Annotated in this window: 16 protein-coding genes and 1 pseudogene; 1 reads left to right on the plus strand and 16 read right to left on the minus strand. The window is 70.5% G+C overall.

All coding sequences use genetic code 11. The features are described from left to right. Positions 1-3 precede the first annotated feature (3 nt). From BLA15945_RS35820 to BLA15945_RS35890, 15 genes are all read right to left on the minus strand, one after another. Complete coding sequence (locus tag BLA15945_RS35820) at positions 4-474, minus strand: hypothetical protein (RefSeq protein WP_174994573.1); 471 nt, start codon at positions 472-474, stop codon at positions 4-6. Between the two features lie 58 nt (positions 475-532). Further along, positions 533-1,444 (minus strand): amidohydrolase family protein, encoded by a 912-nt coding sequence (locus BLA15945_RS35825; protein ID WP_174994574.1) that lies wholly within the window; start codon positions 1,442-1,444, stop codon positions 533-535. A 70-nt stretch (positions 1,445-1,514) separates the two neighbouring features. Further along, positions 1,515-2,438 (minus strand): AEC family transporter, encoded by a 924-nt coding sequence (locus BLA15945_RS35830; RefSeq protein WP_174994575.1) that lies wholly within the window; start codon positions 2,436-2,438, stop codon positions 1,515-1,517. Continuing rightward, a complete protein-coding gene (locus BLA15945_RS35835) occupies positions 2,390-3,547 on the minus strand; it encodes an NAD(P)/FAD-dependent oxidoreductase (protein ID WP_174994576.1) in 1,158 nt (385 codons plus the stop codon). Before BLA15945_RS35835 ends, BLA15945_RS35830 begins: the two co-directional genes overlap by 49 nt. Beyond that, entirely contained in the window at positions 3,537-3,887 is a 351-nt protein-coding gene (locus BLA15945_RS35840; RefSeq protein ID WP_059241114.1) for a cupin domain-containing protein, read from the minus strand. The genes BLA15945_RS35835 and BLA15945_RS35840 overlap by 11 nt, the downstream gene beginning before the upstream one ends. Then, complete coding sequence (locus tag BLA15945_RS35845; protein ID WP_059241113.1) at positions 3,874-5,055, minus strand: CaiB/BaiF CoA transferase family protein; 1,182 nt, start codon at positions 5,053-5,055, stop codon at positions 3,874-3,876. The genes BLA15945_RS35840 and BLA15945_RS35845 overlap by 14 nt, the downstream gene beginning before the upstream one ends. Next, a complete protein-coding gene (locus BLA15945_RS35850; protein WP_059241112.1) occupies positions 5,052-6,647 on the minus strand; it encodes a methionine--tRNA ligase in 1,596 nt (531 codons plus the stop codon). The genes BLA15945_RS35845 and BLA15945_RS35850 overlap by 4 nt, the downstream gene beginning before the upstream one ends. Before the next feature lie 13 nt (positions 6,648-6,660). After that, positions 6,661-7,926, minus strand: coding sequence for an ATP-grasp domain-containing protein (locus BLA15945_RS35855; protein ID WP_174994577.1), 1,266 nt, complete (start codon positions 7,924-7,926; stop codon positions 6,661-6,663). 15 nt (positions 7,927-7,941) lie between these two features. Continuing rightward, on the minus strand, positions 7,942-9,297 hold the full coding sequence (locus tag BLA15945_RS35860; protein ID WP_174994578.1) for a lysine N(6)-hydroxylase/L-ornithine N(5)-oxygenase family protein: 1,356 nt from the start codon (positions 9,295-9,297) through the stop codon (positions 7,942-7,944). Next, the gene (locus tag BLA15945_RS35865; protein ID WP_174994579.1) at positions 9,294-10,439 is read right to left on the minus strand and encodes an NAD(P)/FAD-dependent oxidoreductase; all 1,146 of its coding nucleotides are present in this window, start codon (positions 10,437-10,439) and stop codon (positions 9,294-9,296) included. Before BLA15945_RS35865 ends, BLA15945_RS35860 begins: the two co-directional genes overlap by 4 nt. After that, entirely contained in the window at positions 10,436-11,848 is a 1,413-nt protein-coding gene (locus BLA15945_RS35870) for a KamA family radical SAM protein (RefSeq protein ID WP_081052079.1), read from the minus strand. The genes BLA15945_RS35865 and BLA15945_RS35870 overlap by 4 nt, the downstream gene beginning before the upstream one ends. A 174-nt stretch (positions 11,849-12,022) precedes the next feature. Continuing rightward, positions 12,023-13,351 (minus strand): MFS transporter, encoded by a 1,329-nt coding sequence (locus BLA15945_RS35875; protein ID WP_174994580.1) that lies wholly within the window; start codon positions 13,349-13,351, stop codon positions 12,023-12,025. Positions 13,352-13,414: 63 nt separating this feature from the next. Continuing rightward, a complete protein-coding gene (locus BLA15945_RS35880; RefSeq protein ID WP_059241107.1) occupies positions 13,415-14,302 on the minus strand; it encodes an isocitrate lyase/PEP mutase family protein in 888 nt (295 codons plus the stop codon). A gap of 8 nt (positions 14,303-14,310) precedes the next feature. Continuing rightward, the gene (locus BLA15945_RS35885) at positions 14,311-15,210 is read right to left on the minus strand and encodes an amidohydrolase family protein (RefSeq protein ID WP_174994581.1); all 900 of its coding nucleotides are present in this window, start codon (positions 15,208-15,210) and stop codon (positions 14,311-14,313) included. A gap of 71 nt (positions 15,211-15,281) precedes the next feature. Continuing rightward, complete coding sequence (locus BLA15945_RS35890; protein ID WP_407045126.1) at positions 15,282-16,544, minus strand: MFS transporter; 1,263 nt, start codon at positions 16,542-16,544, stop codon at positions 15,282-15,284. A gap of 157 nt (positions 16,545-16,701) precedes the next feature. Here BLA15945_RS35890 and BLA15945_RS35895 point away from each other — a divergent pair, with 157 nt between their 5' ends. After that, positions 16,702-17,598 carry a LysR family transcriptional regulator gene (locus tag BLA15945_RS35895; RefSeq protein WP_059241104.1) on the plus strand — a complete coding sequence of 299 codons (897 nt, stop codon included), beginning with the start codon at positions 16,702-16,704 and terminating at the stop codon, positions 17,596-17,598. A 290-nt stretch (positions 17,599-17,888) separates the two neighbouring features. On the opposite strand, the pseudogene BLA15945_RS35900 reads toward BLA15945_RS35895, so the two are convergent. Further along, positions 17,889-18,083, minus strand: a pseudogene (locus BLA15945_RS35900) (glycosyl hydrolase); the annotation flags it as partial.

An 18,083-nucleotide genomic window follows, 5' to 3' on the forward strand; every position in this document is an offset into this window, starting at 1 on the left:
GCGTCAGCCGGCCGCGCCGACCTTCGTCCGCCCGGGCAAGAACACCGTGCCGACCAGCACGGCGCCGAAACTCGCGAGCCAGCACCAGTAGCCGATCGCATCGAGATGAACCGGCTCGAGGCTACCCGCCTCGTTGACGACGATCTGGTGCTGCGACAGGAAACTCAGCCCGAACAGCAGCGCTAGCGCGGCCAGCACGGCCGCCTGCACGCGCAGGCGCTTCACGGTCAGTAGCCACGCGCCGAACACGAGCGGATTCGCAAGCCACGCGGGGATCCCGGCGAGCACGCCCATCCAGCCGGTCAGCAGCACCTGCCAGCCGTCCGCCCACGGATGCGGGTCCGGCGCGCCGGTGCGGAACGGTGCGCTGAACATCGCAACGAGATAGAACAGCATGCTGGCGGCAAGCAGCACGGTGGCCGTGCGGCCCATCGGCGGACGGATGGGCGCGGAGGAAGGCGTCGTCGGGTTCATGGTGGCGTCGCGGACGGGGGATCGCCGCGATTCTGCCATACGCGGCCGGGCCGCCCGCTCAACCGTTTCCGTCGAACCGGTACAGCGCCGCCGGCGTATCGACCAGTACCTGCCGGCGTCCGGCCTCGTCCGGCAACAGCGTCGCCATGTACTGGTACGCGAGCGCATCGTTCACGGCCGCCTCGTACCCGACATGCGGCCAGTCGCTGCCCCACACGAGCCGCTGCGTGCCGAACGCTTCGCGCAGCGCGCGCATCGCCGTCAGTCCGGACGCTTGCCAGCGGTCGGCGCGGTCGTTCCGGTAGGCGCCCGACACCTTGACCCACACGCGCTTGCTCGCCGCCGTCGTCAGCAGATAGCGGAAGCCGGGATCGTCGATCCCGAGCCGCGGGTCGGGCCGGCCGAAATGGTCGAGTGAGATGTCGACGCCCGCGTCGAGCAGCGGCGGCATCAGCGCCGGCAACCGTGCGGCCTCCGCATGCAGCTCGACCTGCCAGCGATGCGCACGCAGCAGCGGAAACAGCGCGCGCCACGCCGCGCCGGCGAAATCCGGATCGCGTTCGCCGATCAGGTTCAGCCGGATGCCGCGCACGCCGAGCGGCGTCCAGGCGGCCACCTGCTCCGCATCGCGGGCGGGATCGATCACGACGATGCCGCGCAGGCGCTCGGGCTGCGCGCGCAGCGCGGCCAGCAGATAGCGGTTGTCGGTGCCGAGAAAGCTCGGCTGGATCAGCACGCCGTTCGACATGCCGTGCCGGTCGAGCATCGCGAGGTACTGGTCGAGCGACGCGTCGTACGCGATCGTGTAGCGATGGCCCGGCACGAGCGGCAGCGATTTCAGGAACACGTGCGCGTGCGCGTCGACGCCGGTGATCGTGCGTCGGCCCGGGCTCGCGCCGGCGCATCCGCCCAGCACTTCGGCCATCGCGAGTCCGGCGAGTGAGCGGTTGAACGAGCGCCTCGAAATCATGGGTGTCTCCTGTATTTATTCGATTAGGGTGAACGGCGCGGCCCCGCCGGCCGCGCAGCGGCGCATCAGCCTACATCGTGCGCGCGACGAGGAATATCGGGACGAACGACAGCACCGTCGACAGCGCGACGACGAACGCCATCAGCCGATGGTTGCCGCCGTACTGCGTGGACAGCACGTACGAGTTGCTCGCGCACGGCAGCACCGAATAGAGCAGGATCAGGTTCCCCGACAGCGGCGTCACCGCGAACGCCTTCGTCGCGGTCAGCGCGAGCAGCGGAAAACCGACCAGCCGGATCGCGGTGGTCACGAGCCCCGCGCGCACGAGCGCCGCTTCCTTGCGCGGCAGCGGCAGCCGCAGCGCGGCGCCCACGCAGATCAGGCTCAACGGCAGCGCGGCGCCGCCGAGCACGTCGACGGTCTGGTCCACGGCGGCGGGCAGGCGCCAGCTGGTCAGGTTCAGCACGATCCCGAACGCGCTGGCGACGATCAGCGGATTCGCCGCCACCTTGCCGACGATCCGCACGAGCCCGCGGCCGCCGGCCTGGCCATGCTCGAACGACAGCAGCACGAGCGTGTTCGAGATCGCGACCATGTACGCGACCACGACCGCCGCGATCCCGTAGTCCCCGCGGCTCAGCAACCCCGACGCGACCGACAGGAAGATGTAGCTGTTGAAGCGGATCGAGCCCTGCACGATCGACGTGAACGACGCGTGCGGCACCGCGCACCATCGGCAGCCGAGCACGACGGCGGCCAGCACGGCGAGCGTGAGCCCCGTCAACAGCACGATCGTCGATTTCGACGATGCGTCGAGCGGCCCCGCCAGCCCGATCGAATGCACGAGGAAGGCGGGAAACAGCACGTAGTGGGTGAGCTTTTCGGCGGACGGCCAGAATGCCGCATCGACCAGCGCGATGCGACGCACGGCGATGCCGATGCAGATCAGGGCGAAGGCGGGTGCGACGGCGATCCAGGCGAGTTCGGTATGCATGGTTGGACGGATTCGGAGAGGGAAGCAGCGGGCAGGTCAGCCCGCGGGCGAAGTGGTGGCTCGGGTGCGGTCGTCGCGGGATCGGGTTCGAACGGCAGGCCGACGGCGGCGAGCGCCTCGTAGGCGAGGGCCGGCGCAAAACGCACGCCGGAACCCGACGCGCCCGCCACCGCGCAGCCGTGGCGGCCGATCGGTGCGACCCGCGGATTACGGTCGGCCGTGTAACCGTCGACCGCCGTGCGCGCGGCGAGATGGGCATCGCGCAGGCCCGGGAAATGACGTTCAAGCAGCGTGTGCGCGAGGGTCCGCTCGTCGGCGCTCGGCGCGACGCGTGCGCCGGCGTCGCAGCCCCACACGTGCGACGTGATGCTCAGCAGCCAGCCGCGCCGCGCGTGCACCGGCGCGAGAAACGCCTGCGCGTCGGGCAGGTAGACGACCGGTGCATCCGGCGCGGGCGGCAATGCGCGGCCGTCGACATCGAACGCAACGATCTTCTTCGTGACGATGTCCGTCCGCGCGCCACCGCCGGCTTCGCCGTCGACGGCCGGCCACGGGCCGCTGGCGCGGATGAGCCGGTCGGCGCGCAGCGTCACGCCGTGGGCGACGACGGTCCAGCCGCCGGCATCGTGCGTCACGTGCGTGACCGGCGCATCGAAGCGCTCGACGGTGTGCGCGCCCGTCAGGTAGTGCGCGACCAGCCGCGGCACGTCGACCAGCCACGCGCGGCCGCTGCGCCACAGACGCGCGCCGGCCGGCAGCGCGCCGAGCGGTGTGGCGCCGGTCTCCGGCGGATCGTCGGCCACCGGCGGCGCGAGCAACGGGCCGCCCGCGTCCGGTGCGTCCGCAACGAATGCGAACGGCGCGTCGCGCACGCAGCATCCGGCCCGTGCCCACGCACCGTAGTACGCGTTGGCGACCAGCGAGCGCGCGCGGCGCTCGCCGCTGCCGCAGAACGGCGTGATCACGCCGGCCGACAGCGCCGTGGCCGTCTGCACGGCCGGCCGCGCATCGAACACCGCGATGCGCAGCCCGCCCGCATGCCGCGCCGCCACGTGCGCGATCGTCGCCCCCGTCACGCCCGCACCGACGATCGCGAGATCAACCCGCATCGGCCTGCCACCAGACGGTGCTGATCACGAGCGGCGTCGCGCCGTCGTTCTGCACCTGGTGCGAGCGGTGCGATTCGAAATACAGCACGTCGCCGGCCCGCACGCGCACGGGCTCACCGTCGTAGGTCAGCCGGCCGCTGCCCTGCGCGATCATCCAGCATTCGCGTACCGCGTGGACGTCCAGCCGCGACGTGCAGTTCGGCTCGACCGTAAACAGGCCGCCGCGAAACGGAATCTCGCCGTCGCCGAGCCCGGCGAAATCGGCCTGGCGCAACACGACGCCCGGCACATGCGACTCCGGCGGCAACGCGCCGACATGCGGAAACTTACGCGCGTTCATCGTGCACCTCCTCCCCGACCAGGCCCAGTTCCGCGAGAATCGCGTCGCGGTCGCGATCGAGCGCCGGTGCGGCCCGGCGCGTGGCCGGATCGGGGCAGCCCGAGATCTTGATCGGCGTCCCGACGAGCCGGTACGGGCCGACGTCCGGATCGTCGACGTCGATCAGCATGTTGCGCGCGACCGTCTGCGGATGAACGACGGCCTGGTCGACCCGGTTGATCGGGCCAGCCGGCAGCCCCGCGCGCGCGAACCGCTCGCACCAGGCTTCGACGCCGTGCGCCGCCAGCAGCGCATTGAGCGTGCGTTCGAGTTCGGCCTCGTGATCCTTGCGCGCCTCGCCGCCCGCGAAACGCGGATCGGCCGCGAGCGCCGGCACGCCGAGCGCGTCGCACAGCAGCCGGAACAGCTTGTCGTTGCCGGCCGCGATGATGAGCGGGCCGTCCGCCGCGCGGTAGACACCGAACGGCGGCGCGATCGCCGGCCGATAACTGCCGACCGGCCCCGTGACTTCGCCGGTCGCGAAGTAACGGCCGATGAAATACTCCATCAGCGCAAGCTGACAGTCGAACATGCCGATATCGACCTTCGAACCCTGCCCGGTGCGGCCGCGCCGCACGAGCGCCATCAGCAGCCCGGTCGTCAGGAACAGGCCGGCCGCGAGATCGCCGATCGACGGCCCGACCCGCACGGGCATGCGCCCGGGCTCGCCCGTCACGCTCATGATCCCGCCGAGCCCCTGGACGATCATGTCGTATGCGCGGTGGTCGCGATACGGCCCGGTGTGACCGAACCCCGATGCGCTGCCGTAGATCAGGCGCGGGAAACGCGCATGCAGCGTGTCCCAGTCGTAGCCGATGCGCGCCATCGTACCGGGCCGGAAGTTCTCGGTGACGACGTCGGCCTTCTCGAGCAGCGCGTCGAGCACGCGGCGGTCGGACGGGTCCTTCAGGTCGAGCGCGATGCTCTCCTTGCCGCGGTTGAGCGACGCGAAATACGCGGACTTGCCGCCGTACCACGGGCCGTACGCGCGTGCGTCGTCGCCGGTCGACGGCCGCTCGACCTTGATCACGCGCGCGCCGTGATCGGCCAGCAGCATCGTGCAGAACGGCCCGGCCAGCACGCGCGTCAGGTCGACGATCACGAGCCCTTCGAGTGCGCCTTCCATCATGCAACCTCCCGCATGCCGGGCGGCAGGACCGCCGCCAGGTCTCCCGGCGTGACCGGGTCGAAGTTCGCCAGCGGCGTGACGACCGGCGCCGACAGCCGCGCGAAGTCGCCCGCGTTCGGCTCGCCGCGCAACCCGAGCGCGCGCCACGCGGTCTGCGCGAGCGCCGGCATCAACGGCCATGCGAGCAGCGCGAAGCCCTTGGTCCAGCCGTACAGGTCGCCGGCCGCGCGCGCGCCGTCGAAGTGCGCGCTCCAGCGCTCGACGATGCCGGCCAGCGCCGTCGGGTCGAAGGTCGCGAAATCCATCGCGCGCTGCGCGTCGCGCCACGCCGCCTCGGCTGCCCGCGCCGTCTTGTCGGCCGGCACGCGCGCCGCGAGCGGCCCGCCGATCGACTCGGCCACGTGCCGCCGCACTGTCGCGTACGGCCCGTTCACGAAGCGGCAGAATGCATCGCGATCGAAGTCGGTGCGTGCGTCGACCGGATTGGTCGACGCGACGAAGAAGCGCACCGCGTCGGCCGGCACGCGCGTGCGCGCCGCGAGATCCTCGACCCAGATCGCCCAGCGCAGGCTCGTCGAGAACTTGCGCCCTTCCAGCGTGTAGAAGTGATTGATCACGAAGCGGTCGAACGGTTTCGACACGCCGTCGGCCATCGCCATCGCCTGAATGCCGACCAGATGCGACACGCAGTTGTCGATCCCGAATCCGTTGACGGTGATCACGTCCGACTCGCGATCGAACGGGTTCGCGCGCAGCCCGTGCTGGCGGGCATAGAGATCGCCGACGAAGCGGATCGCGCCGAACAGCAGCCCGTGCCCGAACAGCGTGCGCGGCGCGCCGTCGAGCGCATACGGCAGCCCCCAGCCGGCATGGCTCGTCAAGCGGAAACGCGCGCCGTCGCGCGCGAGATGGCGGCGCGCGATATCGACGAACTCCGGTGCGGTCTCGGTGCCGGCCAGCTGCGCGACCAGCGCGGCGGGATCCGCGATGTCGAAGAACAGGTTGTCCTGCTCGCGCATCGCGAGCGTCTCGCCCCAGCGCGCCGACGGTTCGCGCACGTCCTCCGGCTGGAAATGCGCGCCGCAGTCCTCGCAGAAGAATCCCGACACGTCGCGCGCGCACTGCGGGCAGCGGCCGAGCAGGAAACTGCCGGTCACGTAAGCATCGCGCGTGGCCGAATACGGCAGGCGCTCGCGCACCGTCGACACGCGCCGCTGCGCGGCCAGCCGCGCGACGAGCCCGTCGTGCGCGGCGAGGTACGCGTCGTGATGCGCATCGCCGAGCGGATCGACGAACAGGTCGACGTCGATGTTCATCGCGGCGAGATCGTCGACGATGCCCGCGCAGCTCTGCCGCGCGAGCGCCGCCGCGTCGATGCCGGCCTGCCCGGCGCGCAGCGGGATGTAGGAATCGTACGGGTCGCTCGCGCATGCGATGCGCGCGACCTCGCCGCGGCTGCGCAGGTGGCGCGCAAGCATGTCGAGCCGCAGGTACGGGCCGGCGATATGACCGAGGTGCAGGCGCCCGTTCGGCGCCGGCATCGCGGGCACGAGCAGGTAGTGGCGCGGGTCGCGGATCGTGTCGATCGGCATGATGGCCTCCGGGTCAGTCCAGCGTGACGGTCACGTCGGCCGCGAGTTCGCGCAGCAGCGCCACGATGTCGCGGTCGAGTTCGCACTGCGCGATCAGGTACGCGATCTCGTACGCCTTGAACACGTCCTTCGGCAGCGCCATCTGCGCGCCCTTGCCGGCGACGACCTGCAGGAACCGCAGCTCCGGCCGCCGCCACAGCCGCTCGAAGCCCTCGACACGGGCGATGCGGCCGAGCCCCGGCGGCATCACGATGCGCTGTCCGGCGCGCGTCGACGCGGTGCCGAGCCGGTCGTCGAGCGGGCCGTCGATCGCGCCGCGCGCGAGATCGAGCACGGTGCGGTACGGCGAGAAGTCCGCGACGCTGTACGGGATCAGATGCGAGTTGATGAACTCGCCGCCGAGCCGCCCGCCGATCTCGAGAATCTTCGGGCCGTCGCGCGTCACCATCACGTCCGCGTGGAAGCCGCACCAGTCGATGCCGGTCGCCGCGACGCCCGCGCGCACCATGTCGCGGATCGCCGCCTGCGTGTCGGCCGGCAGCAGCGACGGCGTCACGTTCTCGTACTGGATCGGGATCGACCGGTCGAAGGTCTTGTCGATGATCGCGTTGATCGCGACGCGCCCGTGCGCGACGACGCCGGACACCGAATGCTCGCTGCCCGTCAGTTGTTCCTCGAGCAGCGCGTGATCGCCGTACAGGCTGAACATCTCGCCCTTCTCCGGCGAGTTGTACGCACGAAACGCGCGATAGACGTCGACGGGGTCGGCGTGCGCATCGACCGGAAAGATGCCGCGGCTGCCGGAGTTGCCGGCCGGCTTGAGCAGCGCGGGTGCGCCGATCCGTTGCAGCGCGGCGGTGAATTCGGCTTCGCTGCTGACGACCGCATAGCGCGGGTTCGCGTTCGGCACCGCGTCGAGCACGCGGCGGGTCGCGGCCTTGTCGCGCACGTTGAGCGCGGCGTCCGGCGCCGTGCCGCGCAGGCCGAGACGATGCGACAGCCGGCTCGCGAGCACCACTTCGAGATCCTTCCACGCGACGACGCCGGACAGCTCGACGCGATGTTCGCGCAGGTAGTCGAGAATCGTCCGCTCGGCTGCGTCGTAATCGCCGAGCCGGGTCGGAATGATGCCGGCGCAGCCGAACGAGCGGAACGCGTCCGGCGTCGGCGTCGCCACATAAAGATCGAGCCCGAGGCTGCGCGCCGCGTCGATTTCGGCGATCCGCTCGCCCGGAAGCGCGCGCGTGTCGAGATACAGCATGGCCGGTGCATGGGTCATGGCGGGGTGCTCCTGTCAGTTCACGAGTTGTTGGGTGGCGGCCTGCGGCGCGTCGCCGTGCGGCCAGTCGACGAATCCCGGCGGCGTGCCGACCTCGTAGATGGACGCGCCCGCGATCGCGTTCGCGATCCGGCCGCTGCGCCACGCGGCCAGGCTCAGGTTCGGGTCGGCGATGCCGCGCGTCGTGCGCGCGGCGTTCTGGAAGAAAATCCGCGCGGCGCTCGGCCGGTTCCAGCGCACCGCATAGTCGTCGTCGAGCTCCGGTACGCCGTTGCGCGTGTGCATCTCGAAGCGCAGCGATTCGAGCGCGCCGGGCATCTGGAATTCGCTGCCCGTCGCGAGCAGCACGACGTCCGCATGCAGCGGCGCATGCACGCCGGTGCCGTCGTCGACGCTCAGCACGTAGCCGCCGTCCGCGCGGTGCAGGTTCGCCATGCTGCGGCCGGGCATCAGCGCGCAATGGCCGGTGCGCCCCTCGATGTGCGTGATCTCGTAGAGCCGCTGGTAGATCGCCGTCAGCAGCGGCAACGTGACGCCGTCGCTCGCGAGGCGCTGCGTCTCCAGCGCGTCGCGCTTGCGCTCCGGCGACAGCCGCGAGAAATGCGCGTTGTATTGCGGCACGAACCATTCGTTGACGAACGGCGAGTCGTCCATCGGCAGGAAGTTCTCGCGCCGCGTCAGCCAGGCGATGTGCGCGGGCGCCGCATCGCCCGTCAACCCGAGCAGATGCAGCGCCAGCTCGGCGCCGCTCTGGCCGCCACCGACGATCGCGACGCGCCGGCCGGCAAGCGCCGGCCGCACGGTGCAGAACTGCGACGAATGCAGTACGTCGGCCCCGAGGTGCGGCCGCGCGCACGCGGGCACGCTCGGGCGCAGGCCGACGCCGACCACGAGGTTCCGGGTGCGCACGACGCCGTGCGAGGTCGTGACGCGCAGTGCGCGCCCGTCGCGCACGACGCTTTCGACTTCGCAGTCGAACCGCAGGTTGTCGAGCGACGCGCACACCCACTGCATGTACTGTTCGAACTCGCGGCGGCGCACGGTCGGAAAGCGTGCGTTCGCGAACGCGTACAGCCGTTCGGTGCGTTGCAGGAACGCAATGAACGAGTAGCGGCTGCACGGATCGGCCAGCGTCACGAGGTCCTTCAGGAAGCTGGTCGTCAACGACGAATCGGCAAGCATCAGCCCGGGATGCCAGCGGAACCCGGGCCGGCGCTCGACGAACAGCGAACGCAGCCCGTCCAGCGGCGCCAGCAGCGCCGCCAGGCTCAGGTTGAACGGACCGACGCCGATACCGAGCACGTCGACTTCTTCTCCGGCAAAGGCCCGCGGCTTCGCGCCGTCGAGCGTCTGGAATTCGAAAGTGTTCATCGCGCCTCCCCGGCACCGGTGATCGAATCGTGAAAGGCACCGTCGTCGGCCTGGCCGAGCACGCGCGCGGCCAGCGCCGCGCCGCCGTGAACGGCCGTGGCGATCCCGCTGCCGCAATAGCCGCCGCACCAGCCCAGCCGCCCGGCCGTGCCGACATGCGGCACGCCGAGCGCGGTGAAGCCGAGCGGCGCGGACCACACGTGCTCGACGCCCACGTGCTCGAGCGCCGGGAAATACGCGCCCAGCCGCGCACGCAACGCGGCCTCGACACCCGCGGGCGGCCCGTCGACCGCGAGGCCGAGCCGGCTGCCGAACAACAGCCGCCCGCTGTCGTCGAGCCGGAAATAATCCTTGTCGGCGGACAACGTGCCGTACACGCGCGGCTGCCGCGAAATGCGGCGCTGCGTCGCGTCGTCGAGGATGCGGGTAGCCAGCAGGTGCGTGCCGTAGCGTTCGAGCGGCGGGCGCAGGTCGGCCGGCAGCAGCGGCCACGCGTCCTCCGCGCACACCAGCGCGGTGCCCGCGTCGAGCGTCGCGTCGCCGAGGTCGAGCACGGCCGCATCGGGCACGAGCCGCACGGCGTTCACGCGCGCGCCGCGCCGGATCCGCACGCCGAGCGTGACCGCCCGCATCCGCATCGCATCGCGGAGCGCGCGCGGCCGGATCAGCGCGAACCTCAGGTTCAGCAGCCCCGCGATCGCATGCGCCGCGCCGGTTTCCTGCGTGACCGCCTGCGCGTCGAGCCACGCGACGCACGCATCCTGCTGCGCCGCGTAGTACTCGAAGCGGTGCGCCAGCTGCACCGCCGACGCGTCGTCGCACGCGAGCGTGATGTGGCCGGGATGCGCCCAGCCGCACGCGAGGTTGCGGCTATCGACGAAGCGCTTCAGGTACGCGATGGCCTGCGCGGCCGTGCGCTCGGCGGCCTGCGCCTGCGCGGCCGAAACCGGGCCGCGCGGCAGCGCCGGCGCGGCGCTCGCGACCGAACCGAAGTTGAATGCGCTCGGCACGTCGCCGGGCGGATCGGCGTCGCAGACCTCAACCGTCGCGCCCTGCTCCGCCAGGTGGATCGCGGCGGACAGCCCCGTGTAGCCGCCGCCGACGATCGCGACGTCGGCGGTTCGTGTGCCGGGCGTTCTCATGCATGCTCCGGCTGGTGTTGATGCGCGTCGACGAATGCGCGATACGCCGCATCGAAGAAGAACGCGGGTTCGCCGTCCGGCGGTTCGAGCTGGTCGAGCCAGCAGGCCGTCGCCGAATACTTCGCGAGAAACGGCCGGCGCAGCCAGCGCGGATCGCGCGCCTGCAGGAAATTCAGCAGAAAGTAGCGCTGTCCTTGCAACTCGAGCGTGCCCGCGACTTCGACCTTGCCCGGGCCTGCGCTCATCGACGGGCCGCGTGCGCTGCGCGCGAGCCCCGACACCGACGCGATCGCGGTGTTGTAGATGTCGAGCGCCCGCGCGAGCGGCAGCTCGAAATAACCGCGCGGCCCCGTATCGCGCTCGACGAACATGTAGTACGGCACGATGCCGAGCCGCACCTGCCCGACCCAGTTGCGCCGCCAGACTTCAGCGTCGTCGTTGATATGGCGCAGCACCGGCCCCTGCGAGCGAATCACGACGCCGATGCGGCGCAGGTTCGTCACGGCCTGCTCGGCGATCTCCGTCGACAGTTCGCGCCAGTGGTTCAGGTGCGCCATGACCGTCACGTTGCGCCCGGCATCGATCAGCGTGCGCAGCAGCGCGAGCAGCTCGGGCGTATCCGGATCGCTGACGAAACGGTACGGCCAGTAGGTCAGCGCCTTCGTGCCGATCCGGATGTTGCCGACATGCTCGAGCCCCGGCTCCAGCAGCGGCATCAGGTATTCGCGCAGGCGCGCCGCGCTCATCACCATCGGATCGCCGCCCGTCATCAGCAGATCGGTCACTTCGCCGTGCGCACGCAGGTACGCGTGCAGCCGCCCGGCTTCGCTCGACGCGAATTTCAGCGACGCGTCGCCGACGAACTGCGGCCAGCGGAAGCAGAACGTGCAGTACGCATGGCAGGTCTGCCCGTGGCTCGGGAAGTACAGCACCGTCTGCGCATACTTGTGCTGGATGCCCGGGCAGGGCTCGCCGTCCAGCTCCGGCTCGTTGAGCCGCTGGTCCGCCGGATGCGGGTTCATCCGGGCGCGCAGGCGTCCGACCAGCGCGTCCAGGTCCGCCTGGCGCGCCGCGTCGCGCGACAGCTCGGCCAGCTCCCCGAGCTCGTCGGGCGCAAGCATGTCGGGCTGCGGAAACGTCAGCCGGAACAGCGGATCGTCCGGTACGTTCGTCCAGTCGATCAGTTGCTCGACGACATAACGGTTGACCTTGAACGGCAGCACGCGTGCGACCAGCCCGATCTGCTCGCGCATCGACGGCGGCAATACCGCGAGCTGCGGGATGTCGTCCAGCTTCGACCGGTTGTACGCCTTGAACACGGGATGGACCGCGATCGACGGCCGTGGCGGCGCACCGCCCGGCGCGCCATCGCGCGTGGATATCCGTTGGCCCTCGGATAGTTCGATCATTGACTCGACTCCATTTTTTTAGATGTACTAATGTATGTCGTGTGTCTCGTCTGCTCGCCGCCGACGGCCAGGCAGCCCGTCGGCGTTCTGCAGATACTAGAAGCAATCGCCGCGGCGAAGCATTACGTCCGTGTTATTTATCCATAAGCGTTTCGCATGCGGCTTCGCACCAATTCAGCGGGGTGCGGCGGCGCCCACCGCCGGCCGAGCCGGCCGCGCGCGCCTGGCCGGATGGGTTTCCGGCATCCGCCAGTACACGACCAGCGAAATCGCTGCGCACGCCGCCACGTACCAGAAGAACATCGATTCGTTGCCAACCGCCTTCAGCCGCAGCGCGACGAATTCGGTCGTGCCGCCGAGGATCGCCGTCGTCAGCGCATAAGGCAGCCCGACCGCCAGCGCGCGGATCTGCGGCGGGAACAGCTCGGCCTTGACCAGCATGTGCACCGACGTGAATCCGCTCAGCACCACGAGCCCGGCGAACACCAGCGCGAACGCGGCGAGCGGCTCGTGCACGTGCGCGAGCGCCGTGAAGATCGGCACCGACAGCAGCGTGCCGCCGAGCCCGAACCACAGCAGCACCGGCCGGCGCCCGACGCGATCCGACACGAGGCCGAACAGCGGCTGCAGCGGCATGTACAGCAGCAGCGCGAGCGTGCAGATCCAGGTCGCCGTTTCCTTGTGCAGGCCGACGGAATTGACCAGGTATTTCTGCATGTAGACGGTGTACGTATAGAACGCGACGGTGCCGCCGATCGTGATGCCGATCGCGAGCAGCAGTTCGCGCCAGTGGGCCGCGAGATCGGCCGTCACGCGCGTCTTCGCCGCACGCGCGCGGCTCGCGACGAACGCGTCGCTCTCGACGACGTTGCGGCGCATGTACAGCGCGAACAGCGCGAGCACGCCGCCGACGAAGAACGGAATCCGCCAGCCCCAGCGCTCGATGTCGTGCGTGCCGACGAAGATCCGCTGCATCGCCAGCATCAAGCCGAGCGCGACGAGCTGGCCAGCCACCACGCTCACCTGCAGGAAGCCGACGTAGAAGCCGCGCCGGTTCGGCGGCGCGATCTCGCTCAGGTAGGTCGCGCTGGTGCCGTATTCGCCGCCCATGCTGAGGCCCTGCAGCAGGCGCGCGGCCACGAGCAGTGCCGGCGCGAGCATGCCGATCGTCGCGTAGCCGGGCGTGACGGCGATCAGCATCGAGCCCGCGCACATCGCGAGCACCGACTTCGTCAGCGCGGCCTTGCGCCCGTGCCGGTCCGCGTACAAGCCGACGAGCCAGCTGCCCGCCGGTCGCGCGACGTAGCCGACCGCCGCGATCGCCGCGGTGTTCATCAGTTGCACGGTCGGCCGGTCGGCGGGAAAGAACGACGGCGCGAAGTAGATCGAGAAGATGCTGTACGCGAGGAAGTCGTACCACTCGATCAGGTTGCCGGCCAGCCCGCCGACGATCGAGCCGATGCGTGGCGGCGCGTCGGCCGCCCCGGTTGGGGAAGTTGCCACGGGTGTCTCCTGTCTGTTCGGTAGCGGGCGGCCGGCATGCGCCGCCCGTGCTGCGTGCCGGCCTTACGGCTGCCCGGCCGCGTAGCGCGCGTCGAGCGCGTCGAAGCGCGCCTTGTCGACGAGCCGCTGCCGTTCGGCGAACGGCGCGACGAGCGCGGGGTTTTCATCGAGCCGGCCCGTGTCGCGCAATTCGGTCAGCGCGGCCTGCATCCCGTGCACGGCCCCCTGCAGCGCCGCATTCGCGTACAGCACGACGCCGTAGCCGAGGCGCGCCAGTTCGTCGCGCGAGCGCGTCGGCGTCTTGCCGCCGATCACGATGTTGATGAGCTGCGGCGTGTCGAACAGCGCGGGCAGCCGTTCGACGTCCTCCGGCGTGTCCATCGCCTCGATGAACAGCACGTCGGCGCCGGCCGCCGCATAGCGGTGCGCGCGCTCGATCGCGTCGTCGATGCCGTGCACGGCGGCCGCATCGGTGCGTGCGACGATCAGCAGGTTCGGATCGACGCGCGCGTCGACGGCCGCCTTCAGCTTGCCGACCATTTCCGCGGCCGGAATCACTTCCTTGCCCGCGAAGTGACCGCACTTCTTCGGCAGCACCTGGTCCTCGAGCTGGATCGCATCGGCGCCGCTGCGCTCGAGCGTGCGAACCGTATGCAGCACGTTCAGCGCATTGCCGAAACCGGTATCGGCATCGACCATCAGCGGCAGGTCGACGGCGCCGCGCACGCGCGCGGTGTGCTCGGCCAGCTCGCCGAGCCCGACGAAGCCGAGATCCGGCAGGCCGAGCGACATGTTGGTGACGCCGGCGCCGCTCAGGTACAGCGCGCCGAAGCCGAGATCGGCGGCGATCCGCGCGCTCAGCGCATTGAACGTGCCGGCGACGAGCAGCCCCTGGCGGGCGGCGATGCTGCGCCGGAACGCGGCGCGACGAAGGGCGGTTTGATCGGTCATGCAGGGCCTCATTGGTCGAAACGGAACAGGGTTCGCGGCGAGTCGCGCAGCACGCGCGTGCGCTCGCCGGGGTCGGGCAGCCAGCGTTCGAGCGCCGCACAGGTCGCGCCGAAATCGACCCGCTCGCGATGCTGCGTATGCGGCCAGTCGCTGCCCCACACGAGCCGCTCGGCCGTGAACGCGGCGCGCAGCGCCTGCGCGGCGCCGAGCGCGGTATCGGTGCCGTCGCCGGCCAGGCTGTTGCGGTATGCGGCCGACAGCTTGACCCACACGCGGCCTGTATCGGCGAGCGACAGCAGGTGACGGAAGCCGGGATCGCGCTCGCCGAGCGTCGGCGACGGGCGGCCGAAATGGTCGATCACGAGCGTGCACGATTGCGCGAGCAGGCTCGCGGCGATCGCATGCAGGTCGGCTGCATCGCGATGAATCTCGACATGCCAGCCGAGCGCGTTGACGCGTGCGAACAGTGCGCGCCACACCCGCGTGCCGAAATCCGGAATCGGCAGGCCGACCAGGTTGAGCCGCATGCCCACGACGCCCGCGCGATCCAGCGCGGCGAGCGCATCGTCGTCGATCACCGGATCGACCACCGCGACGCCGCGAAAGCGGTGCGGGTAGCGCCGCAGCACGTCGACGAAGAACGCGTTGTCGGTGCCGAGAAAGCTCGGCTGCACCAGCACCGCGTGCGTGATGCCGTGCGCGGCGAGATGCGCGACGTACGCGTCGAGCGACGCATCGTAATCGGGCGCGTGGCGCACGACCGGCGCGAGCGGCAGGCCGCGCGCAAACACGTGCGCATGTGCGTCGACGGCCGCGACGGCCGCGACGGCCGCCGGCGATGCGTACCACGCGGCCGTGTCCGGCGCCGCTGAAACCGGTTCGACCGGCGGATTCACTGCTCGATCCATGACGACTTGCCTGCAAGAGATGCCCGGCCCGGCAACGGGCGACAGGCGACGGAATGAACGAAAGACGAAACCTACAGCGAGGCACCGGCGCGCGCGTCGCCGTCGGCGCCCGGCCCGGCGGCCGCGTCGGGCAGGCGGCGACCGCGCGTTTCCGGCAGGAACCACACCGCGATCACGACCAGCCCGTACGCGATGCCGGCATCGATGCCGAGCGCCGTGCCGAGCGGCAACGATTCACCCATGCGCCCGACCAGCACCGGAAAGGCCGCCGACACGATGCGGCCGAAGTTGTAGCAGAAGCCGACGCCGCGTCCGCGCACGTTCTGCGGATACAGCTCGTTGAACAGCGTGCCGAGCGTCGCCGGAATGCCGGCCGAACACAGCCCGAGCGGAAACCCGAGCAACAGCATCGCGACGTCGTTCAGCGGCAGGAACACGTACAGGTTCACCATCACCGCGCAGCACGCGGCGAACAGCATCACGTTGCGGCGCCGGCCGATCCGGTCCTGCAGGTACGCACTCAGGAAACAGCCGCAGATGAACGCGACGATCACGACCGCGAGATACGCGCCGGTGCCGAGCACCGACAGGTGCCGCTCGGTCTTCAGGTAGGTCGGCAGCCAGATCGTGATCGCGTGATAGCCGCCATGCGCGCCGACGCCGATCAGGCCGCCGACCACCGTCGTGCGCAGCACCGACCGGTCGAAGATGCCGACCGTCGGCGTATCGTCCGCCCGCACAGACGCAGGCTGCGCGCGCGGCGGCTCGACAATCGCGCGACGGATATACAGCACCAGCAGCGCGGGCAACGCGCCGATCGCGAACAGCACGCGCCACGCCCATTCGGCCGGCAGCCACGCGAACACGATCACGTACAGCAGCACCGCCGCGCCCCAGCCGAACCCCCACGCGCTCTGCACGACGCCCATCGCCTTGCCGCGATGACGCGCGCCGACCGTTTCCGCGAGCAGCACCGCGCCCGCCGTCCATTCGCCGCCGAAGCCGAGCCCCTGCAGCGCCTTCAACACCAGCAGCTGTTCGAAGTTCTGCGCGAACGCACTCAGGAACGTGAATGCGGAGAACCAGCACACAGTGATCTGCAGGGCCCGCACGCGCCCGTAACGATCGGCGATCACGCCGGCCAGCAGGCCGCCGAGGGCGCCCGACACGAGCGTCGCGCCGCCGATCAGGCCAGCCTGCCCCTTGCCGATGCTCCAGGTCGCGAGCAGCGCCGGGATCACGAGGCTGAACATCTGGGTGTCGAGGCCGTCGAGCGCCCAGCCGGCAAAGCAGCCGCGCAACGTGCGCCGTTCGGTCGTCGAGAGTTCGCGCATCCAGGTCAACGGAGGTCTCCTCGTGTCGTCGCCGTGCGCCGCCTGATCGCGCCGCTATCGGAGGCGCAGCCGGTATCGACGACGCCCGAAGTGCATCCTATGAATCATTTGGATAATTCGCTACTATGTTTCGAATAATTATTCATAACACACGCTTATGGAAATCAGGCACGTCCGCTACTTTCTCGCGATCGCGGATTCCGGCAGCTTCACGCGCGCCGCCAGCGAACTGGGTATTGCGCAGCCGGCGCTCAGCCAGGCGCTGAACCGGATGGAAAAGGAGCTGGGAGTCCGGCTGTTCGACCGGTCGCGGCGCGGCGCGACGCTCACGCCGGCCGGGCTCGCGATGGTCGACGACCTGCGCCTGAGCGTCGCGCGGCTCGATGCGGCCGCGCACCGGGCGGGCGAGATCGGTGCGCAGCGCGCCGGGCGCCTGACCATCGGCTTCGTCAGCGCGGCGCTGTTCGACACGCTGCCGCGCGCGATCCGTGCGCTGCGCGAGAGTGCGCCCGACGTCGAGCTCGTGATGAGCGAGATGAGCAATGCCGAGCAGGCGATCGCACTCGAACGCGGCGAGATCGACATCGGGCTGCTGCATACGCCGGTCGCGGTCAACGGCCGGATGCGCGAAAAGCTGATCCGGCGCGACCCGCTCGTCGCGGTGCTGCCGAAGGAGTTCCCGCGCCTGCCCGACGGCACGGTCACGCTGGCCGATCTCGCCGCGGCCGGCCTCGTGTGGTTTCCGCACGATCAGCTGCCGCTGATCCGCGCCGGTATCCTCAGCGCGTTCCGCCAGGCCGGGCATCCGGTGGACATCGTGCTCGACGTGAACCGCACGCTGACCGTCGTCGCATGCGTCGCCGCCGGGTGCGGAGTGTCGCTGCTGCCGCGCTCGATCCACGCGTTCGCGTTCGACGGGGTTGCCTACAGCCCGATCCGCGACGGCGCCGCGCTGCCGAATTTCGAACTGAGCGCGATCTGGCCCGCACGGTCGCGCCCCACGCTCGCGGACCGCTTCGCCGCGCTGCTGCCGTCGGCCGATCCGCGCGCCTGAGCACACCGCCGGCCGGCGCGATCGCGTGCGCGCGGCGTACCTGCCGGGTATGGCCGTTGCCCCGCGCCAACCCGGCAACGGTTGCCTTGCGGCCCGCAACCGCAGCCCCAGCGAGTCCGGCGCGGTTCAGCGCCGCATCGCACCAGCTGTGCAGTGCGAATGCAGACTTGTGTCGACGTCGTCGAGCAACGGGAACGATCGAGACGCCGGACGCGCGTGCGCCAGCAGCACGCGGCGCCGGGCATCCTCTTGGAATCCCGGCGTGCAGTCACGCGTTGGCGAAACGCGTGTCACGGCGTGTCGAGCACGCCTGCCTGCGAAAACAACACCGGCTTGCCACGCGCATCGATCAGCGCAGCGGTAAGCGTCGCGCGATCCGCGCGCTGCGCGACGCCGAGCGTGCCGCCTGCCACGCGCTGCGCGAACGTCAGCCCATCGAGGCCGACGCCGACCAGCCCGCCGCCGGTGGCGACGAGATCGGTGAT

It is taken from the genome of Burkholderia arboris (genome assembly GCF_902499125.1).
GTDB lineage: Bacteria > Pseudomonadota > Gammaproteobacteria > Burkholderiales > Burkholderiaceae > Burkholderia > Burkholderia arboris.

Excerpts from the sequence above, each read along its gene's own strand:
- BLA15945_RS35865 (WP_174994579.1), bottom strand. The coding sequence starts at position 10,439 with ATGAGAACGCCCGGCACACGAACCGCCGACGTCGCGATCGTCGGCGGC.
- BLA15945_RS35890 (WP_407045126.1), bottom strand. The coding sequence starts at position 16,544 with ATGCGCGAACTCTCGACGACCGAACGGCGCACGTTGCGCGGCTGCTTT.
- BLA15945_RS35835 (WP_174994576.1), bottom strand. The coding sequence starts at position 3,547 with ATGCGGGTTGATCTCGCGATCGTCGGTGCGGGCGTGACGGGGGCGACG.
- BLA15945_RS35870 (WP_081052079.1), bottom strand. The coding sequence starts at position 11,848 with ATGATCGAACTATCCGAGGGCCAACGGATATCCACGCGCGATGGCGCG.
- BLA15945_RS35885 (WP_174994581.1), bottom strand. The coding sequence starts at position 15,210 with ATGGATCGAGCAGTGAATCCGCCGGTCGAACCGGTTTCAGCGGCGCCG.
- BLA15945_RS35855 (WP_174994577.1), bottom strand. The coding sequence starts at position 7,926 with ATGACCCATGCACCGGCCATGCTGTATCTCGACACGCGCGCGCTTCCG.
- BLA15945_RS35830 (WP_174994575.1), bottom strand. The coding sequence starts at position 2,438 with ATGCATACCGAACTCGCCTGGATCGCCGTCGCACCCGCCTTCGCCCTG.
- BLA15945_RS35840 (WP_059241114.1), bottom strand. The coding sequence starts at position 3,887 with ATGAACGCGCGTAAGTTTCCGCATGTCGGCGCGTTGCCGCCGGAGTCG.
- BLA15945_RS35825 (WP_174994574.1), bottom strand. The coding sequence starts at position 1,444 with ATGATTTCGAGGCGCTCGTTCAACCGCTCACTCGCCGGACTCGCGATG.
- BLA15945_RS35895 (WP_059241104.1), top strand. The coding sequence starts at position 16,702 with ATGGAAATCAGGCACGTCCGCTACTTTCTCGCGATCGCGGATTCCGGC.
- BLA15945_RS35880 (WP_059241107.1), bottom strand. The coding sequence starts at position 14,302 with ATGACCGATCAAACCGCCCTTCGTCGCGCCGCGTTCCGGCGCAGCATC.
- BLA15945_RS35820 (WP_174994573.1), bottom strand. The coding sequence starts at position 474 with ATGAACCCGACGACGCCTTCCTCCGCGCCCATCCGTCCGCCGATGGGC.
- BLA15945_RS35860 (WP_174994578.1), bottom strand. The coding sequence starts at position 9,297 with ATGAACACTTTCGAATTCCAGACGCTCGACGGCGCGAAGCCGCGGGCC.
- BLA15945_RS35850 (WP_059241112.1), bottom strand. The coding sequence starts at position 6,647 with ATGCCGATCGACACGATCCGCGACCCGCGCCACTACCTGCTCGTGCCC.
- BLA15945_RS35845 (WP_059241113.1), bottom strand. The coding sequence starts at position 5,055 with ATGATGGAAGGCGCACTCGAAGGGCTCGTGATCGTCGACCTGACGCGC.